This window comes from Pseudomonas sp. GD03858 (assembly GCF_029840925.1).
GTDB lineage: Bacteria > Pseudomonadota > Gammaproteobacteria > Pseudomonadales > Pseudomonadaceae > Aquipseudomonas.
This window is the reverse complement of sequence record NZ_JAOCDM010000028.1, coordinates 1-19,854: the sequence shown is the minus strand read 5'-3', so window position 1 is coordinate 19,854 and position 19,854 is coordinate 1. Positions and strand designations below refer to the sequence as shown.

The 19,854-nt window shown below is 67.3% G+C and carries 19 protein-coding genes; 12 read left to right on the top strand and 7 right to left on the bottom strand.

The annotated features are described in order from the left end of the window. Nucleotides 1–53: 53 nt before the first annotated feature. Genes gspG through gspF form a run of 7 tightly spaced genes read left to right on the top strand, consistent with a single transcriptional unit; the run spans nt 54 to nt 7,856 of the window. Complete coding sequence (gspG, locus tag N5D48_RS10345; RefSeq protein ID WP_279883787.1) at nt 54–500, top strand: type II secretion system major pseudopilin GspG; 447 nt, start codon at nt 54–56, stop codon at nt 498–500. Between the two features lie 6 nt (nt 501–506). Further along, nucleotides 507–1,457, top strand: a complete 951-nt coding sequence (gspK, locus tag N5D48_RS10340) for a type II secretion system minor pseudopilin GspK (RefSeq protein ID WP_279883785.1) — start codon at nt 507–509, stop codon at nt 1,455–1,457. Continuing rightward, nucleotides 1,454–2,374 (top strand): GspL/Epsl periplasmic domain-containing protein, encoded by a 921-nt coding sequence (locus N5D48_RS10335; RefSeq protein WP_279883783.1) that lies wholly within the window; start codon nt 1,454–1,456, stop codon nt 2,372–2,374. Before gspK ends, N5D48_RS10335 begins: the two co-directional genes overlap by 4 nt. Continuing rightward, nucleotides 2,364–2,873, top strand: a complete 510-nt coding sequence (gspM, locus tag N5D48_RS10330) for a type II secretion system protein GspM (protein WP_279883781.1) — start codon at nt 2,364–2,366, stop codon at nt 2,871–2,873. The genes N5D48_RS10335 and gspM overlap by 11 nt, the downstream gene beginning before the upstream one ends. Continuing rightward, nucleotides 2,870–5,236 carry a type II secretion system secretin GspD gene (gspD, locus tag N5D48_RS10325; protein WP_279883779.1) on the top strand — a complete coding sequence of 789 codons (2,367 nt, stop codon included), beginning with the start codon at nt 2,870–2,872 and terminating at the stop codon, nt 5,234–5,236. The genes gspM and gspD overlap by 4 nt, the downstream gene beginning before the upstream one ends. Then, nucleotides 5,233–6,654, top strand: a complete 1,422-nt coding sequence (gspE, locus tag N5D48_RS10320) for a type II secretion system ATPase GspE (protein ID WP_279883777.1) — start codon at nt 5,233–5,235, stop codon at nt 6,652–6,654. Before gspD ends, gspE begins: the two co-directional genes overlap by 4 nt. After that, nucleotides 6,654–7,856: a type II secretion system inner membrane protein GspF gene (gene gspF / locus N5D48_RS10315; protein WP_279883776.1), complete on the top strand. Its 1,203-nt coding sequence runs from the start codon at nt 6,654–6,656 to the stop codon at nt 7,854–7,856. The genes gspE and gspF overlap by 1 nt, the downstream gene beginning before the upstream one ends. Here the strand turns inward: gspF and N5D48_RS10310 are convergent. Then, entirely contained in the window at nt 7,837–8,763 is a 927-nt protein-coding gene (locus N5D48_RS10310; protein WP_279883774.1) for a LysR family transcriptional regulator, read from the bottom strand. The genes gspF and N5D48_RS10310 overlap by 20 nt on opposite strands. Nucleotides 8,764–8,848: 85 nt before the next feature. Here N5D48_RS10310 and N5D48_RS10305 point away from each other — a divergent pair, with 85 nt between their 5' ends. Beyond that, nucleotides 8,849–9,154, top strand: a complete 306-nt coding sequence (locus N5D48_RS10305; RefSeq protein WP_279883772.1) for a putative quinol monooxygenase — start codon at nt 8,849–8,851, stop codon at nt 9,152–9,154. A gap of 13 nt (nt 9,155–9,167) precedes the next feature. Further along, on the top strand, nt 9,168–10,025 hold the full coding sequence (locus N5D48_RS10300; RefSeq protein ID WP_279883770.1) for a type 1 glutamine amidotransferase domain-containing protein: 858 nt from the start codon (nt 9,168–9,170) through the stop codon (nt 10,023–10,025). A gap of 22 nt (nt 10,026–10,047) precedes the next feature. Here N5D48_RS10300 and N5D48_RS10295 read toward each other — a convergent pair whose 3' ends face one another. From N5D48_RS10295 to N5D48_RS10285, 3 genes are all read right to left on the bottom strand, one after another. Continuing rightward, nucleotides 10,048–10,245, bottom strand: coding sequence for a hypothetical protein (locus tag N5D48_RS10295; protein ID WP_279883768.1), 198 nt, complete (start codon nt 10,243–10,245; stop codon nt 10,048–10,050). Next, nucleotides 10,235–10,795 (bottom strand): hypothetical protein, encoded by a 561-nt coding sequence (locus N5D48_RS10290; RefSeq protein WP_279883766.1) that lies wholly within the window; start codon nt 10,793–10,795, stop codon nt 10,235–10,237. Before N5D48_RS10290 ends, N5D48_RS10295 begins: the two co-directional genes overlap by 11 nt. A gap of 147 nt (nt 10,796–10,942) precedes the next feature. Continuing rightward, nucleotides 10,943–11,431, bottom strand: a complete 489-nt coding sequence (locus N5D48_RS10285; RefSeq protein ID WP_279883764.1) for a signal peptidase II — start codon at nt 11,429–11,431, stop codon at nt 10,943–10,945. Nucleotides 11,432–11,627: 196 nt separating this feature from the next. On the opposite strand from N5D48_RS10285, the gene N5D48_RS10280 reads away from it, so the two are divergent. Further along, complete coding sequence (locus N5D48_RS10280; RefSeq protein WP_279883762.1) at nt 11,628–12,677, top strand: class I SAM-dependent methyltransferase; 1,050 nt, start codon at nt 11,628–11,630, stop codon at nt 12,675–12,677. Between the two features lie 88 nt (nt 12,678–12,765). On the opposite strand, the gene N5D48_RS10275 is transcribed toward N5D48_RS10280, so the two are convergent. Further along, nucleotides 12,766–12,999 carry a hypothetical protein gene (locus tag N5D48_RS10275; RefSeq protein ID WP_347881615.1) on the bottom strand — a complete coding sequence of 78 codons (234 nt, stop codon included), beginning with the start codon at nt 12,997–12,999 and terminating at the stop codon, nt 12,766–12,768. Between the two features lie 414 nt (nt 13,000–13,413). Between N5D48_RS10275 and N5D48_RS10270 the strand changes: the two genes are divergently transcribed. Continuing rightward, nucleotides 13,414–14,046: a LysE family translocator gene (locus N5D48_RS10270; RefSeq protein ID WP_279883758.1), complete on the top strand. Its 633-nt coding sequence runs from the start codon at nt 13,414–13,416 to the stop codon at nt 14,044–14,046. 87 nt (nt 14,047–14,133) lie between these two features. Next, the gene (locus N5D48_RS10265; protein WP_279883756.1) at nt 14,134–16,314 is read left to right on the top strand and encodes a response regulator; all 2,181 of its coding nucleotides are present in this window, start codon (nt 14,134–14,136) and stop codon (nt 16,312–16,314) included. A 19-nt stretch (nt 16,315–16,333) separates the two neighbouring features. Here the strand turns inward: N5D48_RS10265 and N5D48_RS10260 are convergent, their stop codons facing one another. After that, nucleotides 16,334–18,529 (bottom strand): ATP-binding protein, encoded by a 2,196-nt coding sequence (locus N5D48_RS10260; protein ID WP_279883754.1) that lies wholly within the window; start codon nt 18,527–18,529, stop codon nt 16,334–16,336. Nucleotides 18,530–18,749: 220 nt separating this feature from the next. Further along, nucleotides 18,750–19,854 (bottom strand): M20/M25/M40 family metallo-hydrolase (locus N5D48_RS10255; RefSeq protein WP_279883752.1); only part of this gene is annotated, 1,105 nt, incomplete at its 5' end.

Genomic DNA, 19,854 nt, shown 5'->3' with positions numbered 1-19,854 from the left:
TACCGGCTTGCAACAATCGGCCCCCGATTCGAACTCAAGCAAGGAATGCCGAGATGCAGATCGCCCGTCGCAGCGCCACAGGTCGCCGTTGCCACCAGCAAGGCTTCACCCTGATCGAGATCATGGTGGTGGTGGTGATCCTCGGGATCCTCGCGGCGATGGTCGTGCCCAAGGTGCTCGATCGTCCCGACCAGGCCCGCGCCACCGCGGCGCGCCAGGACATTGCCGGGTTGATGCAGGCGCTCAAGCTCTACCGGCTGGACAATGGTGGCTACCCGAGCCAGAACCAGGGCCTCAAGGTCCTGGTGGAAAAACCGGCCCAGGCCAAGGAAGGTCAATGGCGTGCCTATCTCGATCGCCTGCCCAACGACCCCTGGGGCCGCCCGTACCAGTATCTGAACCCGGGCGCCAACGGCGAGATCGACGTGTTCTCCCTGGGAGCCGACGGCCAGGCCGGTGGCGAAGGGGTAAACAGCGATATCGGCTCGTGGCAGTTGTGACCGGCCATGGCGCGCCAGGAGGGCATGGCGGTGATCAGCGCCTTGCTAATCGCGGCGGTGGTGGCGGTGATCGCCGCTGGCATGATCGAGCGTCAGGGGGTGCTTACCCGTGAGGTGGAGAACCGTCAGTTGGCGCTGCAAGGGCAATGGGCGTTGGAGGGCGGCGTGCAGCTCAGCCGTCAGCTGCTGCTCGACCAGCGCCGGCGAGACCCACTGGTGCGCAATGGACAGCCCTGGACCCGGCCAATCCTGGACGTGCCCTTGGGTGGCGTGCGGTTCGACGGTCAGTTGGAGGATGAACAGGGCAAGTTCAACCTGCGCAATCTGGTGGTCGATGGCCAGGTCGATGCCGAGGCGCTGGCGACGTTTCAGCGTCTGTGCCGGCTGATCGACATCGAAGAGCGCCTGGCCACGGCCATTGTCGGGCGGGTGGTCGACAGCTATCCGCAACGCCCACCCGTAACCGAGGCTGGCGCCGCCCGGGGTTTCGACAGCGGGCGGCTGACCTCGCCGGCCAGCGCTGCCGCGCCGCGACCGGCCAAGCGCCCAATGCTGCGCGACCTGGACGCCTTTGCCGCGCTCGAGGGCATGGACGCCAAGACCCTACGGCGCCTGCGGCGCTTCGTCACCGTGTTGCCAGCGCTCACCTGGATCAATGGCAACACCGCCAGTGCCGAGGTCCTCGCCGCTCAGGTACCGGGTTTGTCATTGCCGCAGGCCGTGGCATTGGTGGGCGAGCGCGATGGTGGGCGCTGGTTCATCAACCGGGGTGATTTCGTCAATCGCCTGCGCATGCCGCAACTGGCCATGAGCGATGTGCGGGTCGGGATCAACAGCGACTGGTTCCGCCTGCACGGCCAGGCCCGCCAGGGCGCGCGCCTATTGTCCATGCAGGCGCTGCTGCGCCTGCGCGAGGGGCAGTTGGCGGATGTCATCTGGACAAGGGGGGGCGCATGAGCACGACGCTGGAGATCCAACTGCCACCGCTGGCCGCGTTGCAGGCGGCCTCGGTCCTCGACTACCGTCACGGCGCACGCCATGGCCAGGCCACGCGCGCGCAGCTGGCCGCCGAGGCCGGGGGGGCGACCTGGCGCCTGCACCTGCACGAAGACGACAGCCTGGTCGTGGCCATCGCGTTGCCGCCGTTGACCGGCAAACGCCTGGAGGCCGCCGTGCGCTGCGCGGTGCAGGGGCTGCTGCTGGGGGATCCGGGGCAGGTGCATGTCGCCCACGGTACCCGGCAGAGCGATGGTCGGGTCGCGGTGGCCTGGCTCGGCCAGGATGAACTGACACGGCTGCGAGCCTGGCTGCTGGCCGACAGGATCCGTCTGGGCGGGTTGTTCGCGCAACCGCTCGATACCCTGTCGCCGCCAGACCTCGGCGGTGGCCTGCAAGGGCCGGCGAAGCGCCTTGACGTGACGCGCACGGTGGCGATCTGGGGCGCGGCGGCGTTGGTCTGGTGCCTGGGCTTGAATCTCTATGCCGCGCACCTGGCCAGTGAAGGCGAAGGGCTGCGCATGCGCATGGTGGCCCAGGTACGCCAAGCCTTCCCGCAGCTGCCGGTGGTGCTCAACCCATTGCAGCAGGCCCGCCAGCAGTTGCAGGGCGCATCAGGCGCCGCGGTGACTGGGGTGGACGCGTTGCTCGAGGGGGCCGGCCGGGCGATGCCCTTTCTGGCCGGCAATGTCGCGGCGATCGCCTATGAGGATGGCGTGCTGAGCCTGACGCCAATGAGCGAACGTAGCAAGGCCTCCACCGACAGCGCCTGGCAGGCCGATCTTGCCGCACGCGGCATCGACGTCAAGGCCAGTGGGCAGGGCTGGAGCTTGCGTGCGTCCAGCGCGACGAACGAGGAACTGGCTCATGTCGATTAGGGCTCGCCTGGGCGCGGCCCGGCAACGTTGGCAAGCCCTGGCTGCGCGTGAGCGACGAGCGATAGGCGTGGCTGCGGCCCTGCTCGTGGTGCTGTTCGGCTGGCAGGTCCTGATTGCGCCGGCCCTGGCCAGGATCGAGCACTGGCAAGCCGAAACCCCCAGGTTGCGCAGCCAGGCGCAGGCTCTCGATACGCTGCTGGCTGCGCGCCTGGCGACGCGGCCCGGCGATCTCGACGAGGCGTTGCGGCGCAGCCTGGACGACGCCGGCCTGCAGGCTCAGTCCCGGCTTGCCGGCGATGGCCAGGGGTGGCGGTTGGACTGGCGCCAGGCCCCGGCTGAAGCCGCCATGGCGTGGCTGCAGCACGTGCCGTCCCGCCTGGGGTTGAGCATCGGCCAGTTCGACCTGCGCCGGGACCCGGACGCCGACGCCGACCACCCCGTGACGTTTTCCGGAACCCTTCGCATGGATCAGGCGCCTGGCGCTAAGGACCCTTCATGACCTGCCTTCCTTCACGGCTGCTGCCGTTCGCGCCTTTGGCGCTGGCCCTGGCGCTTGGCGCCTGTGCCCATCCGCCAGCCTCGACCAGCCCCCTGGCCAGCAGCGAGCTGGGCCGCCCATTGGCGCCGGCCCCGGCCATGCTGGCCGCGCCGACGCATCCTGCCCAGGCGGGCGCTGATGCGCGCCCGGCACCCCGCCAGCTACCGCCGCGGGTCGGGCAGCGTCACAGCCGCGGCGTGCAGGTCCCGGCGCCGAGCAATCCGCTGGGCGAACAGCCGGTGCAACTGAACTTCGTCGATGCCGACATCCAGGCGGTGGTGCGTGGCCTGTCCCGCGCCACCGGGCGGCAGTTCCTGGTCGATCCCAGGGTCAAGGGCCAGCTGACCCTGGTCTCCGAAGGTGAAATCCCCGCGAGCAAGGCCTACGCCATGCTGCTGTCGGCGCTGCGCATGCAAGGCTTCAGCGTGGTCGATGTCGGCGGAGTGGCCCAGGTGGTGCCCCAGGCCGATGCCAAGCTGCTTGGCGGCGCGCTGGTGAGCGGCGACCGTGACGCCGGCAACGGCATGGTCACCCGCACCTTCCGCCTGCAGTACGAGAACGCGGTCAACCTGATCCCGGTGCTGCGCCCGATCGTCTCGCCGGACAACCCGATCAATGCCTATCCGGGCAACAACACGATCGTCGTCACCGACTACGCCGAGAACCTCGAGCGGGTAGCGCAGATTCTTGACCGGGTCGATATCCCCAGCGCCATCGACACCGATGTGGTGGCGGTCCAGAACGGCATCGCCAGCGATATCGCCAGCATGGTCAACGAGCTGCTCGACAGCCAGGGTAGCGACCCGACGCAGAAAATCAGCGTGCTTGGCGATCCGCGTTCGAACAGCGTGGTGATTCGCTCCGGCAGCCCCGAGCGCACCCAGCTCGCCCGCGACCTCATCTACAAGCTCGACAACGCCCAGAACAGTGGCGGCAACCTGCATGTGGTGTACCTGCGCAACGCCCAGGCCGACAAGCTGGCACAGAGCCTGCGCGGGCTGTTGACCGGCGAGAGCGACAGCGCCGGCAGCGACGACACCCGCTCGAAACTCAGCGGTGGTGGCATGCTCGCCAGCGGCAGTGGCACCGGCGCTAACACCGCCGGCCAAACGAACACCCAGGGCAACAACAGCACTGCCAATGCGAACCGAAGCAACGGCCTGGGAGCTGGCGGTACGCCCAATGGCTACGCCAGCAACCCGTCGCAGAACGACCAGGGCACGGCATTCTCCGCAGGCGGCGCGACCATCCAGGCCGACAAGACCACCAATACCTTGCTGATCTCCGCGCCCGAGCCGTTGTATCGCAGCCTGCGCGAGGTCATCGACCTGCTCGACCAGCGCCGTGCCCAGGTGGTGGTCGAGAGCCTGATCGTCGAAGTGGGGGAGGATGACGCCAACGAATTCGGTATCCAGTGGCAGGCCGGCAACCTGGGCAAGAACGGCGTGTTCGGTGGCGCCAACCTGGGAGGCAGCGGGCTGGTCAAGGGGCCGAGCAGCATCGACGTGCTACCGCCTGGGCTGTCGGTGGGGGTGGTCGATGGCACGGTGAAGATTCCGGGCATCGGCGAGGTGCTCGATCTCAAGGTGCTGGCCCGCGCGCTCAAGAGCAAGGGCGGCAGCAATGTGCTGTCGACGCCCAACCTGCTGACACTGGACAACGAGGCGGCGAGCATCTTCGTCGGCCAGACCATCCCCTTCGTCAGCGGCCAGTACGTCACCGATGGCGGTGGCAACAGCAACAACCCGTTCCAGACCATCCAGCGCGAAGAGGTGGGCCTGCGCCTGAACGTGCGCCCACAGATTTCCGAGGGCGGCACGGTCAAGCTCGATGTCTACCAGGAGGTCAGCAGCGTCGACCAGCGCGCTTCCAGCGCCGCCGGCACGGTGACCAACAAGCGCGCGATCGACACCAGCATCCTGCTCGACGACGGCCAGATCATGGTGCTGGGCGGCCTGCTGCAGGACGGCTACACCCAGAGCAACGAAGGCATCCCATGGCTGTCCGGTCTGCCAGGGGTCGGCGCGCTGTTTCGCAGCGAGCGGCGCTCCAGCACCAAGACCAACCTGATGGTGTTCCTGCGACCGTACATCGTGCGCGATGCGGCCGTCGGGCGCAGCATCACCCTCAACCGCTACGACTTCATTCGCCGTGCCCAGGGCAGCCTCAAGCCCGAGCACTCCTGGGCCTTGCCGGACATGGACATGCCGTTGCTGCCGCCGGTCGAGCAGGGCGTGCCCGGTCAGGGCCGCGTCCAGCCTGCGCTGCTGGGCACGCCTCGGGCGTCGATGCGCGCGGTGCCGATCGACGAGGCCGCCCGGTGAGTCGCCTGCCCTATGCCTGGGCCAAGGCCCAGCGCCTGGTACTGCAGGAGGCAGGCGAGGACGGCACGGTCCTTTCGCGTTGCCCGTCGAGCCCGGCCTGGGCGCTGGCCGAAGTGCGCCGGCGACATGGCCAGGTGCGCATCGAGGCACTCGACGAGGCGCGAATGGACGCCTTGCTGGTCAGTGCCTACGCCGATACCGGCAGTGCCGCGGCGGTGGTGGGCGCGGCCGAGAACGAGGTCGATCTCGATCGCCTGCTGCAGGACATTCCGGAAGTCACCGACCTGCTCGAAGCCCAGGACGACGCCCCGGTGATCCGCATGATCAACGCCTTGCTCACCCAGGCCGCGCGTGACCAGGCCAGCGATATCCACATCGAGCCGTTCGAGAGCCATTGCCTGGTGCGCTATCGGGTGGACGGCACCCTGCGCGACGTGGTCTCGCCACGCAAGGCGCTGCATGGCGCGCTGGTGTCGCGGATCAAGATCATGGCGCAGCTGGATATCGCCGAGAAGCGCCTGCCCCAGGATGGCCGTATCGCCCTGCGCGTGGCCGGACGGCCCATCGACATTCGCGTCTCGACGGTGCCCACCGGCCATGGCGAGCGGGTGGTGATGCGCTTGCTCGACAAGCAGGCCGGGCGCCTGCGCCTGGAGGCCCTGGGCATGGATGCGACGCTGCTGGCGCGGCTCGACCAGTTGATTCGCCAACCCCACGGCATCGTGCTGGTCACCGGGCCTACCGGCTCGGGCAAGACCACCAGCCTGTATGCTGCCCTGGCGCGGCTGGACGCCAGCGTGAGCAATATTCTCACCGTCGAGGACCCGGTGGAGTACGACCTGCCGGGGATCAGCCAGATCCAGGTCAACGCGCGCATCGACATGAGCTTCGCCGTCGCGCTGCGCGCGATCCTGCGCCAGGACCCGGACGTGATCATGATCGGCGAGATCCGCGACCTGGAGACCGCGCAGATTGCCGTGCAGGCTTCGCTGACCGGGCACCTGGTGCTGGCCACCCTGCACACAAACGACGCGGTGTCGGCGGTCAACCGCCTGGTCGACATGGGCGTCGAGCCGTTCCTGCTGGCCTCGGCGCTGCTCGGGGTGCTGGCCCAGCGCCTGGTGCGGCGCTTGTGCATGCACTGCCGCGAACCCGACCCGGCCGCGCCAGGGCAGTACCGGGCGGTGGGTTGCGCGCACTGCAACCACTGCGGCTACAGCGGCCGCACCGGCATCCACGAGCTGTTCTGCGTGGATGACGAGGTGCGCGGCCTGGTGCATCAGGGCGCCGACGAGCAAGCCTTGCGCGCCGCCGCCCGGCGCAATGGCATGCGCAGCATGCGCGAGGACGGCCAGCGCTGGGTCGACAACGGCAGTACCTGCCTCGAGGAAATCCTGCGCGTGACACGGGACGCCTGATGAACCGCTATCGCTATGAAGCCGCCGACGCCCAGGGGCGCATCGTCAATGGCCTGCTCGAAGCCGACAGCCCAGGCGCGGTGATGGCCCAGTTGCGTGCCCTGGGCCTGACCGCGCTGGAGGTCGAGGCCCAGGTGGCCGGGCAGGGCGCCGGCCTGTTCAGCCCGAAACTGTCCGATGGCGACCTGGCCTGGGCCACGCGCCAGCTGGCCAGCCTGCTGGCCGCCGGTCTGCCGCTGGAGGCGGCGCTGGGCGCGACCCTGGAGCAGGCCGAGCGCAAGCATGTCGCCCAGGTGCTGGGCGCGGTGCGCGGCGATGTGCGCAGCGGCATGCGCCTGGCCGATGCGCTGGCCGAGCGCCCGCGTGACTTTCCCGACATCTATCGGGCGCTGGTGGCGGCGGGCGAGGAGTCCGGTGACCTGGCCCAGGTGATGGAGCGCCTGGCCGACTACATCGAGGACCGCAATACCCTGCGTGGCAAGATCCTCACGGCATTCATCTACCCAGGGGTGGTCGGCCTGGTGTCGGTGGGCATCGTCATCTTCCTGCTCAGCTACGTGGTGCCACAGGTGGTCAGCGCCTTCACCCAGGCACGCCAGGACCTGCCGGGGCTGACCTTGGCCATGCTCGCGGCCAGCGACTTCGTGCGCGAGTGGGGCGTGCTGTGCTTCGCGGCGCTGGCTGGAATGTTCTGGAGCTGGCGGATCTACCTGCGCGCGCCGACGGCGCGCCTGGCCTGGCATGCACAGGTACTGCGCTTGCCTTTGTTCGGGCGCTTCGTGCTTGGCCTGAACACCGCGCGCTTTGCCTCGACCCTGGCTATCCTGGGCAGCGCCGGGGTGCCGCTGTTGCGCGCGCTGGAAGCGGCGCGCCAGACCCTGGGCAACGACCGCCTCGACCAATGCGTCAGCGAGGCCACCGCGCGGGTGCGCGAGGGCGCCGGACTGGCGTCGGCGCTGGCGGTGGAGAAGGTCTTTCCGCCGCTGCTCATCCACCTGATCGCCAGCGGCGAGAAGACCGGCAACCTGCCGCCGATGCTCGACCGCGCCGCCGACAGCCTGGCCAAGGACATCGAGCGCCGGGCCATGGGCATGACCGCGCTGCTCGAGCCGCTGATGATCGTGGTCATGGGCGGCGTGGTGCTGCTGATCGTCATGGCGGTGCTGATGCCGATCATCGAGATCAACCAGCTGGTGCAGTGACCTGCGCCGCCACTTCCCGGACCTGCTGGCGAAACCAGCGGCGCAGCGGGTCGGCGTGGGTGCGTTCGTGCCAGATCTGCATCACCTCGACACGCGGCAGCTCCAGGGGCAAGGCATGGAGGCGCAGGGCCGGGTCGCGTTCGACGGCGTCCTCGGCCAGCGAGCGCAGGCAGGTCAGCAGCAAGTCGGTGCCGTGTATCAGGCGCGTGGGGGCGATGAAGCTGGAGAGACCGGCGATTACCCGGCGTTGCCGGCCGAGGGCGCGCAAGGCGCGGTCAACGCGACCGTCGAGGTCGCCGGTGAGCGTGGTCAGCAGGTGTTCGCAGGCCAGGAAGGCTTCGAGCGTCAGGCCATCGCGCAGATGGGGATGGTCGGCGGCGGCCAGCACCACGAAGTCCTCGCCGAGCAGGCGCTGCTGATGGAAGGTGTCGGGCAGGCCGCTGTAGAAGCCGGCGATGGCCAGGTCGCAGGTGCCTTTCTCCAGAGCCTCGCGAGGCAGTTCGCCGCGGGTGTTGTGGGTGACCAGTGTCAGGTTCGGTGCCTGACTGCGCAGGATCGGCAGCAGCCTGGGCAACAGGGTCTGCTCCAGGTAGTCGGTGCTGTACAGGTGCAACTGCGCCGGGCGGGCGAGAAAGTCCTCGCCATCGCAGCGGCTGTAGAAGTCCTGCAACTGTTCGACCAGCCTCTGCACCTGGGGCGCCAGTTCGTGGGCCCTGGGCGTTGGCGTGAGGCCGCGAGGGGCACGCACGAACAGCGGGTCGCCGAACTGGTGACGCAGCTTGTTGAGCTTGTGGCTCAGCGCGGGCTGGCTGAGGGTCAGGCGCTCGGCGGCGCGTGAGGCATTGCGCTCTTCGTAGAGCACCTGGAACAGGTGCAGCAGGTTGAGGTCCTTGTTACCGATATTCATAAATTGGATCGTAGAAATAAGTGCTTTCGAATTATCGAATCTTAGCGTGATGGCTAGCATGGGCCAACCTGTTACGGAGACGCCCATGACCATTGCCATTTTCGCCACCATCCAACCGCGCCCCGAGCACCGTGAAGCCGTCGAGCGGGCGCTGCACCAGATGGTCGCACGCACCCGCGCCGAGCCCGGCAACCTGCGCTATGACCTGTTCAGTCGCGAGGGGACGATCCTGGCCTTCGAGCTGTTCGAGCTCTACGTCGACGAGGCCGCCGTCGAGGCCCACCGCAATAGCCCCCACTACCAGGCGTATCGCGCCGCCACGGGCGAATGGCTGGCCGCGCCGACTCAGGTGCGGCTCGCCCACCCGCTGGACATCGCCCCCTTCAATTGACCAGGAGATTGCCATGAACAAGATCGCTCCCGTCGCGCTGGCGCTGGCCGGCGCGCTGCTGACCGGCCATGCCGCGGCTGCCGCCAAGGGTGAAGTGCTGGTGCTGCTGTCCAGCGAGAACCAGTTGCAGCTCAAGGATGGCAGGCCGTATCCCACGGGTTACTACCTCAATGAGTTCGGCGTGCCTGCCGACCAGTTGCTCAAGGCTGGCTACCAACTGGTGCTGGTGACGCCCAAGGGCAACGCGCCGAGTGTCGACGAGCGCTCGGTCGACCCGATGTATTTCGGCGGCGATGCCACTGAAATGCAGCGTATCCGCGAGCTCGTCGAAGGGCTGCCGGGCATTGGCGACACGCTGTCGGTGAAGGAGGTGCTGGCGGGCGACCTGGGTCGATTTGCCGGCATCTTCATCCCCGGTGGGCATGCGCCCCTGATCGATCTGGCCAACAACCCGGATGTCGGCACCTTGTTGCGGCACTTCCATCAGGCTGGCAAGCCCACTGCGGCTATCTGCCATGGGCCGATCACGCTGCTGTCCGCGCAGCGTGATCCTGTGGCCTATCGGGCCGCGCTGGCCCGCGGCGAAACCCCGGCGGCGAGCGACTGGAGCTACCAGGGTTACCGCATGACCATATTCTCCGACCCGGAGGAGCAGGTGTTCGAAGGCTCGCTCAAGGATCAACGGCTGCAGTTCTACCCGGCCAAGGCCATGGCGGGTGCGGGTGGGGATATGAGCTATGCCGAGGCCTGGCAGCCCCATGTGGTGGTCGATCGCGAGCTGATCACCGGGCAGAACCCGTTCTCCGACAAGGCGCTGGCCAAGGCGTTGCTGGAGCGGCTGGAGGCCCGGCGAGCGTTGCAGGGGCAGTGACGAGGGCCAGGGGCTTGCGCGATCAGGCGGCAGGCGGTTTGCGCGACGTGCGCGGGCGACCTGCGTAGGCAGAGCCCTCGACCTTGGCGAAGGCATCGATGGCGTCGTCGCTCAGGAAGCTGTCGTACTGCGCCGAGGCGCGAAAACGGGCCAGCTTCTGCTCGGCAACGGCTTTGAAATAGGCCACGTTTGCATCGAAAGTGCTGGAATCATTCATCATTTCGAGAACCCTCCTGAGTGAGCGAAGCATAGCCACGGGCCAGATCGTAAGCAAGGCCGATGCCCTTGACCTGCCGGAAGCCGTCCCGTTCGTAAGCGGCCCGAGCCTGGGGCAGGGGATTGCGGATCACCACCCACTGCAACCCCAGCATCCAGGCGTAATAGCGCACGCCACTCAGGCACAGTGGCGCGACATAGCCCTTGGTCTGCAGCTTGTCGTCGGGGTTGCGTTGCAGGTAGAGCACCATGATCTTCTCTTTGCTGGCCTGGGGCGAAGCCCAGCACATCCCGGCCAGCTGGTCACCCTGCCACAGGGCGATGTCGAGTGCGCGGGCATTGGCGGGGCGCGTCTTCCACTTCAGTACGCGCTCCCAGCCGAAGTCATAGTGATTCGGGTGCCAGGCCTCGTGTGCGGCGATGGCGCATTCATCGATCTCGGCGATGGCCAGCCGATGGGCCAGGGTGTCGTTCTTCTGCTTGATGTCCAGGGCGATCTGCCCGCGTGTGGCCTGCTTGAGTCCTGCGAGCTCGGCCAGGTTCCATTCGTCCATGTGCAGCCCTCGAATGCCGGAAAACTGAGGTGGCCTGAGGCTAACCTGGGCTGCTTTCGGATTGGGCTGTGTCGAGGGAGGGAAATTTCCTAGGCTGATCGGCAGAGGGCGCGGCCTGGCGCCCGATTTTGCTTGCCGAGGAGGCGTTCAGGCGTCATTCGGTTTCTTCAGGACGCCCAGCGCCAGTATCAGGGCCCCGGCCATGATCGCGATATCGGCGAGGTTGAACACCCCGGTATGCAGCGGCCCGAGGTTGAGAACGAGGTAGTCGACCACGTGGCCATCGCGCAACACGCGATCGATCAGGTTGGACAGGCCACCCATGGCAATGAAGTAAGCCGCGCCGGCTCTGACCGGCGTACGCTGCCAGTGTCGCAGTGCCCAAACCACCGCCCAGCAGCACACCACGCCCACCGCGACCACGAAGATCAGCTGCTTGAGGCCCGGTGCCAGCCCGGCGCCAAGGCTGAGAAACGCGCCGGGGTTCAGGCTCAGGGCCAGATCGAGCCAGACGCTCTGGTTGCCGAAGACATAGCTGTGGCTGTTCAGGGCGACGAGGGCGATCAGTTTCACCCACTGGTCGAGGATGATGAAGGCGGCGCCCAGAATCAGGACGAGGGTACGGCTGGAGAGCATGCTGGCAATTTCCTTCGCTGCGCGCGTGCGGCCGTCCGGTATTGGCGGGGCTGTCGGCAGCGCGGCGAAGATAGCGCAGGCGGGTCTAGACTTAAAGCCTGGGCCGGTTCCACGCAACGACTCGATCATCCACCCGACCACCGCCTTCCGGGCCAGACGTCGTCGACGGTGGCCTTCTGGCAGAGGAGGGCAGGTCATGGACGAGGCACGGCTTCAGGCTTTCATGGGCAAGCTGGTCGGTGACATGGGGGCGGCGGCGACGCTGGCCAATGTCATCCTCGGGGATGAACTCGGGTTCTACCGGGCCATGGCCGACAGCCAGCCGGTCACCCCCGAGATGCTGGCCGAGCGCACTGGTTGCCAGCCCCGGCTGGTACGCGAATGGCTCAATGGCCAGGCGGCGGCGGGCTACCTGGCGCATCACGAGGGGCAGTTCACCTTGCCCCAGGAACAGGCCATGACATTGGCGCTGGAAGAGTCGCCGGCCTACATGGCCGGAGGCGCGGCGGTGGTGGCGGCGCTGTTCCATGACAAGGACAAGCTGCTGGCGGCCATGCGCGGCGATGGCGGCCTGGCATGGGGCGAGCATCATCCGTGCATGTTCAGTGGCACCGAGCGCTTCTTCAGGCCGGGCTATCGCACCTTCCTGGTGGCTGACTGGCTACCGGCGCTGGAGGGGGTGGTGGCCAAGCTGCAGGCCGGCGCCCAGGTGGCCGATGTCGGGTGCGGCCACGGCGCCTCGACGATTGTCATGGCCCAGGCGTTTCCCGCCTCGCGCTTCGTTGGCTACGACTACCACGCACCGTCCATCCTCACCGCCACCGAGCGTGCTCGCGAGGCCGGTGTGGCTGATCGGGTCAGCTTCGTGCAGGCCACGGCCAAGGACTACCCCGGCCGTGACCTTGACCTGGTGTGCTTCTTCGACTGCCTGCACGACATGGGTGACCCGGTGGGGGCGGCGCGCCATGCGTACCAGGCGCTCAAGGACGATGGCACGGTGATGCTGGTGGAGCCGTTCGCCGAAGATACCCTCGATGCCAATATCAATCCGGTCGGGCGGCTGTTCTATGCGGCCTCGACCTTCATCTGCACACCCAACTCACTGTCGCAGGAAGTAGGCCTGGGGTTGGGCGCCCAGGCGGGCGAGGCGCGCTTGCGGGCGGTGTTCGAAGAGGCTGGGTTCGGGCGGTTCCGGCGGGCGACGCAGACACCGTTCAACCTGATTCTGGAGGCGCGCAAGCTTTAGCCTGTGCTGGTCTCTTCGCGGGTAAACCCGCTCCCACAGTGGCCGCGCTTGCCGCAAGTCATGCCTCGTCCTGTGGGAGCGAGCACGTTCAGGCCGAACGCATCCGCGGCTTCGCCGCCTGCTGCATTTCCACGCCGTCGAGCAAGGCCTCGACCACTGCCTTGGCGGCATCGAGCCCATGGTCGTTGCCCAGCAGCAGGTCCCGGCACGTGCCGTTTGCCAGTTCCATGGCCTTGAGGTTGGTGGCGAACGCGCCCTTGAGCAGCGTGGACAGATGCACCAAGGCATCTTCGAGGTCGACGCCTTCGCGAACCGCGAACAACGAGGGATGACTGCACTCGCAGTTGCCGAAGCTGGATGGGGCCGTGGTGGCGCGGGTCGGGGGATCGGGTAAGGCTTTTGTCATTGTGTCGCTCCTTGATTCAATGGAGCCGCCACAAATCGCTACCAAACGAATGGTGACGGCTGTACGCAGGTTGGTAGACCGGGAATCAAGGAAACCGGCGCGCACGAAGGCGCCCTACGCACAGCCGCCATTGAACGAAACAGCGGGCACATAAAAAGCGCCAACCGAATCGCGAAGCGGGCGCTTGTGCGCCTTGATTGATCGCGGGCTACCAAACCCGGCTGCTGGACTTACAGCAGCGCGTGAAGGTTAACGGTCCGGGGGAAGCGTTTCAAGTCGGGCACATGTGCGGATACACTTCGCCAACCTACCACCACAAGGATGTGCATGATGCCCGAGACTTCCAACCTCCTGGCTTTCGCCCTGATCAGCCTGGGCATGGTCCTGACGCCCGGCCCGAACATGGTCTATCTGATCTCCCGCTCGATCTGCCAGGGCCGGGCGGCCGGGTTGATCTCCCTGGGCGGCGTGGCCCTGGGTTTCGTCTTCTATATGCTGTGCGCCGCGCTGGGCATCACCGCCCTGGTGATGGCGGTGCCGTACGCCTATGACGCCTTGCGCATCGGCGGCGCGCTGTACCTGCTGTACCTGGCCTGGCAGGCGCTCAAACCGGGTGGACGTTCGCCGTTCCAGGTCCGCGACCTGCCTGCCGACAGCCCGCGCCGGCTGTTCATGATGGGCTTTCTCACCAACCTGCTGAACCCCAAGATCGCGGTGATGTACCTGTCGCTGATGCCGCAGTTCATCGAGCCCGGCCACGGCAGCGTGCTGGCCCAGTCGCTGGTGCTGGGCAGCACGCAGATTGCCATCAGCGTCACGGTCAACGCGCTGATCGCGGTGATGGCCGGCTCCATCGCCGTTTTCCTCGCCGGGCGCCCGCTGTGGCAGCAGTTGCAGCGCTGGTTGATGGGCACGGTGCTGGCCGCGCTGGCGGTACGCATGCTCGCCGAAGGACGCCGCTGATCGTCGACGGTAATCCGATGGAACGTTTTGCCCGCGCGGGGCTTCTTACCCACATGGGAAAGACAACGTGCCCGGGATTACCGAGACATGAAAGCGCGCCAGGAGAGCAGCACCGTCAAGCTGAAACCACCGCTGGGCTTCCTGCAGGGCGGCGGCGATATCAGCCGCCTGCTGCAGGGCATGGACTGGCGCGATTCGCCCCTGGGCCAGCCCGACGATTGGTCGCCGGGGCTGAAGGCGGTGATGACCACCTTGCTCGCGGCCCAGGCGCAGATCGTGCTGTTCTGGGGCGCGCAATACATCGCGCTGTACAACGACGCCTACCGCCCGACCATCGGCAACAAGCATCCCAAGGCGCTGGGGCGACCCTGCCAGGAAAGCTGGAGCGAGCTGTGGGATGACCTGGAGCCGCTGTTGCGCGGGGTACGCGAGACCGGCGAGACCTTTTCGGCGAAGGACCGGCCGTTCTACATCGAGCGCCATGGCCTGGGCGAGACCTCCTATTTCGATGTGTCCTACTCCGCCGTGCGTGAGGCCGATGGTTCGATCGGCGGGGTGCTGTGCATCGTCAGCGACACCACCGAGCGGGTGCGCTTCCAGCGCCGCCAGGACTTCCTGCTGGAGTTGCGCCAGGCGCTGCCCGGCGTGGGCGAGGCCGAGCGCATAGAAGCGCATGCGATCCGCCGGCTGGGCGAGGAGCTGGGCGCGGCGCGGGTCTGCTTCGGCGAGGACCAGGGTGATGGCCGGCGTTATCGTGTCAGCCAGGAGTGGACCTGCGGCGTGCCGACGATGACCGGGCTCAACCGCTACGCGGCATTCGGCTCCGGGCTTCACCATGCGTTGCAGGCGGGGCAGGTGGTGCAGCACAACTATGTGGCGCGCGAGCACGTGCCGGCGCGCCTGGTGGGGCTGTGCGCCACCCTGCATGTGCCGGTGCGCCGGGCAGGGCGGCTGGAGGCGATGCTCGCCGTGCATTATCACGCTCCGCACCTGTTCAACGAGAGCGAGTGCCACCTGGTCGACGAGGCGGCCAAGCAGGTCTGGGCGGCGGTGACCCATGCGCGTGCGGAGCGTGCCCTGCATGCGCTCAACGAGCAGTTGGAGGAGCGTGTGGTCGGCATGCTCGCCCAGCGCGAGGCCTCGCTGCTGCAGCTGCACGAAGCGCGCAAGATGGAGATGATCGGCCAGCTCACCGGGGGCATCGCCCATGACCTCAACAACATGCTGACCCCGATCATCGCGTCCCTGGAGCTGTTGCGCCGCCACCCCCAGCCCGAGCGTGCCGAGCGCCTGATCGACGGCGGCCTGCAGGCCGCGGAGCGGGCGCGCAACCTGGTCGGTCGGCTGCTCAGCTTTGCCCGCCGGCAAACCCTCAAGCCTCAGCTGGTGAGGCTGGACCTGCTGGTCGAGGAGATGCGCGAGCTGATCGCCCGCTCCCTGGGGCCGACCATTGCGATACAGGTGCAGATCGACGCGGATTTGCCGGGTGTGCTGGTCGATCCGCACCAGCTGGAACTGGCCTTGCTCAACCTGGTGGTCAATGCGCGCGATGCCATGAGCGACGGTGGGCGGCTGACCATCGCCGCGGGCCTGGGGGACGAGTCGTCGCCCAGGCCGTTGGGGACGCACGTCGTCCAGCAAGTCTGGCTACGGGTGGTCGATACCGGTTGTGGCATGAGCGACGAGGTGTTGGCGCACTGCGTCGAACCGTTCTACTCGACCAAGGGCGTGGGCCGTGGTACCGGGCTGGGCTTGCCGATGGTGCAGGGCCTGGCGCTGCAGTCGGGCGGCGGCTTTGCCATTCGTTCACTCAGCGGCCAGGGCACCGAAGCGACCTTGTGGTTGCCGGTCTGCGAGGACGAAGCCCCCGACCCGGTGTGCGCGCCCGTCGACGTGCCGCGGGCGGACAGGGCGATGCGGGTGCTGTTGGTGGATGACGAGCCGCTGGTGCGTCACGCCACGCAACTGCAACTGAGCGAGCTGGGGTATGTGGTGAGCGAGGCAGGCGATCCCACACAGGCGCTGGCGCTGTTGGACCAGGGGCTGCGTCCGGATGTATTGATGACCGACCATGTGATGGCGGAAATGACCGGAGTGCGTTTCGCCCAGCAGGTGCGCGATCGGCTACCGGCCCTGCCGGTGCTGATCATCACGGGCTATGCCAACCTGGCCCCGCGTGAACTGCATGGTTTCGAAGTGCTGCGCAAGCCGTTTCGCCAGGATGAACTGGCGCGGAGCCTGGAGCGCCTGCTGGGCGGGCGGCTGTGATCTCGCCTGCCGCAAGCCCCTACGGCTCCACCCCCCGAGCCGGGCCCAGCACCTCGCCGAGCATCCGGCATACCTGCTCGGCCGAGTAGGGCTTGGCCAGGAACGCAAAGCCCTGGTGCCCTTGCTCGGCGATGGCTTCGCTGTAGCCCGAGGTGAGAATCACCGGCAACCGTGGCTGGCTCTGGCGCAGCTCGCGGGCCAGGGCCAAGCCCCCCATTCCCGGCATCATCACGTCGGAAAACACCGCATCGAACGGGGTCGCCGCCACGGCGATCTGGGCCAGGGCATCCTCGGCGCACACCGCCCAGCTGATCTGGTAGCCGTGGTCACGCAGGATCTGTGCGATGAAGCCGCCAACGTCCGGATTGTCCTCGACCACCAGGATGCGCCGGCATGCGCCCTGCGCTGCCGCCTGCGCATCGGTGGCCGGTGCCTGCGCCAGCGCTGTCGATACCTGTGGCAGGTACAGGGTGAAGGTAGTGCCCTGGCCTTCGACGCTGCTCACCTGGACATCGCCCCCGGACTGCTGGGCGAAACCGAAGACCTGCGATAGCCCCAGCCCAGTACCGTGACCAACGGCCTTGGTGGTGAAGAACGGATCGAAGATGCGTTCCAGCAAATGGGGCGCGATGCCCATGCCGGTGTCGATCACCGAGATCGCCGCGAAGGGCCCGGCCCGTTCTGGCTGGCCCCGCAGTCCGGGCATGGCCTGGTGCGTCTGCAGGCGCAGGTACAGGGTGCCCTGGCCGGCCATGGCGTCGCGGCCGTTGAGCATCAGGTTGATCACCGCGGTTTCCAGCTGGCCAAGGTCGGCGTGCACATGGCAGGGCTGCGCTGGCAGTTCCAGGCTGACCTGCAGCCGCGCCCCGGTGGCGGTGTCGAGCATTTCGGCCATGGCCGCGAGCCGGGCGGTGGCGTCGAACACCTGTGGGCTCAGTGCCTGGCGGCGGGCGAAGGCGAGCAGTTGACCGGTCAGCTTGGCGCCACGCTCGACGGTGTCGACCACGGTCTTGAAGTAGCGGGTGCGCCGGGCTTCGTCGAGGTCCGGGCGCTGCAGGAAGTAGAGCGAGGAGCGGATGATGGTCAGCAGGTTGTTGAAGTCATGGGCCACGCCACCGGTCAGCTGGCCGATGGCTTCGAGCTTCTGGGTCTGGCGCAGCACCGCCTCGGTGTGCAGCAACTGGCTGGTGCGCTGCTCCACCCGTTGTTCGAGGGTGGCGTTCAAGGCTTCCAGTGCCGCGAGGGCCTGGCGCACCTCAGCGTCGGATTGCACTCGCTGGATATGCGCCCAACAGCGTTCGGTGACTTCGCGGATCAGGGTCTTTTCGTAGTGGGTCCAGATCCGTGGCTGCTTGTCGTGGATGGCCATCAGGGCAGTCAGGCGCCCGGCCTTGATCAGTGGCATGCACAGGGCAGCGGTGATGCCGATGCGTTGGAACGTCGCGGATTCGTGCGCTGGCAGTTGCGTGAGATTGTCGTCGATCACCAACGGCTGGCCGGTGCGCAACTGGCTGACGGCCAGGCTGCCGAAGTCGGCCAGGCGGTACTGGCCGACCAGCCGTGGCGAACCGGGGGCGACCCAGTCGCCGCAGATGGTGAAGCCGTCCTCGTCGGGGTCCATCACGGCGTAGGCGCAACTCGACAATTGCAGGTGTTCGCCGAGCAGGCGCGTGGTGGTGGCCATGATGGCTTCGGGAGCGGTGGCGTTGGCTGTCGCGCGGCCAAGGCTGTCGAGAAAACCCAGGCGCAGGTTGGCGACCACGCTGGCGGTGGTCTCGGTGACCGTGTCGACCATGCCCACCACCTTGCCGTCATGGTCGCGGATGGGGCTGTAGCAGAAGGTGAAGTAGGCGCGTTCCGGGCTGCCGCTGCGCTCGATCAGCAGTGGGAAGTCCTCGATGAACACCGCTTCGCCATCCAGTGCGCGCTGGGCCAGAAGGGCGATGTTGCTCCAGGCTTCTTCCCACACTTCGCTGAATGGGCGCCCCAGGGCCAGAGGCTTGTCGCCAAGAATCGGCGAGAAGGCATCGTTGTGCAGGGTGATCAGCTGATCGCCCCAGAGCACGGCCTGGGGAAAGTGCGAGGCCAGGCACAGGGCGACCGTGGTCTTGAGCACATCGGGCCAGTGCTCCAGCGGCCCGAGAGGCGTGGAGGTCCAATCGTGATTGCGGATGCGCTCGCCCATGAGCCCGCCGCCGTCTAGCCATTTCGCCATGTGTTGTGCCGGTCCGTTTGCGTGAGAGCGTCAGGGTGCACCGGGGCGCGGCGCTTGGCGAGCGATTTGTTGCGTGACCGTGGGTGCGAATGCCTTGCCCAGATCCCTCAATCTGGCGCGGTCCCTGTGTGAGGCTGCAGCCGCGAACACCGGCGCAGCAGGTGCCAGGCACCGCGTCGCTTGCTTCGCGGGTAAACCCGTTCCCACAGGCTGTGCGCTGCTACTTCGCCAGCTCGCGAATCATCGCCACCGTCAGGTACAGGCGTGGCGCCACGCTGGCCAGCTCCATGTACTCGTCGTCGCCGTGCAAGCCGGCGCCGACCACGCCCAACGTCTCCAATACCGCTGGCTTGGCACTGTCCGGCACATAAGCGTAGCCGGCGTCGGTACCGAAGCGCATGGCGATCGGCTCCAGCTGCTGCTCGATCCTGGCGTACAGCTGCTGCGCCGTCTGGGCCAACTGCGCGGAGGCGGCGTTCTTCGCCAGTGGCGGTCGGCCTTTTTCCAGTACCAGGCTGACCTGGGTATCGGCCACTTGCTGTTTTTTGATGATCCGCTGGGCATCGGCCTGCACACGCTCGGTTTCGCTCAGGTCGCTATAGCGCATGTCGGCTTCGGCAGTGGCCAGCGCCGGGATGATGTTGGCTTTTTCGCCGGCCTTGGCCAGGGTCCAGTTGACCGTGGTGCCCTTGCCCTTGTCACCCAGGTCGTTGAGCTGCAGCAGTTGATGCGACAGCTCGATGAGGGCGTTGCGGCCTTCCTCGGGCGCTGACCCTGCGTGCGAGGCGCGGCCCTTGACCTCTAGCTTGAGGCGGTTGATGCCGTTGGTGGCGATGGTCACGGCGTCCTTGTCCGGTGGCTCGTAGGAGAAGACGAAGTCATGCTTGCGCGCCAGCTCCGCGATGATCTGCCTGGAGCCGGCCGAACCCATTTCCTCGTCCGGGTTGAACAGCACGGTCAGGGTGCGGTAGCCCTTGAACTGCTGGTCCTGCAGCAGTTTCACCGCGTGCAGGATCATCGCCACGCCACCCTTGGCGTCGGCTACCCCGGGGCCGTAGGCGCGCTCACCTTCGATGCGAAACGGGCGTTTGGCCACGCTACCGGGGCCGAACACGGTGTCGTAGTGGACCATCAGCAGGAAGTCCTTGCTGCCGTCGCCTTTGAACGTGCCGACGATGTTGTTGCCCGCCGAGGGCGTGGCCGGGTGGGTCGTGACATCGGCGCCAAGGGCCTTCAGGCGCTTGACCAGCTCGGCGCCGACCTCGGTCAGGCCGGCCTCGGTGCCGGTACCGGTGTCCACCGAAACCAGGGCCTTGAGGGTGTCG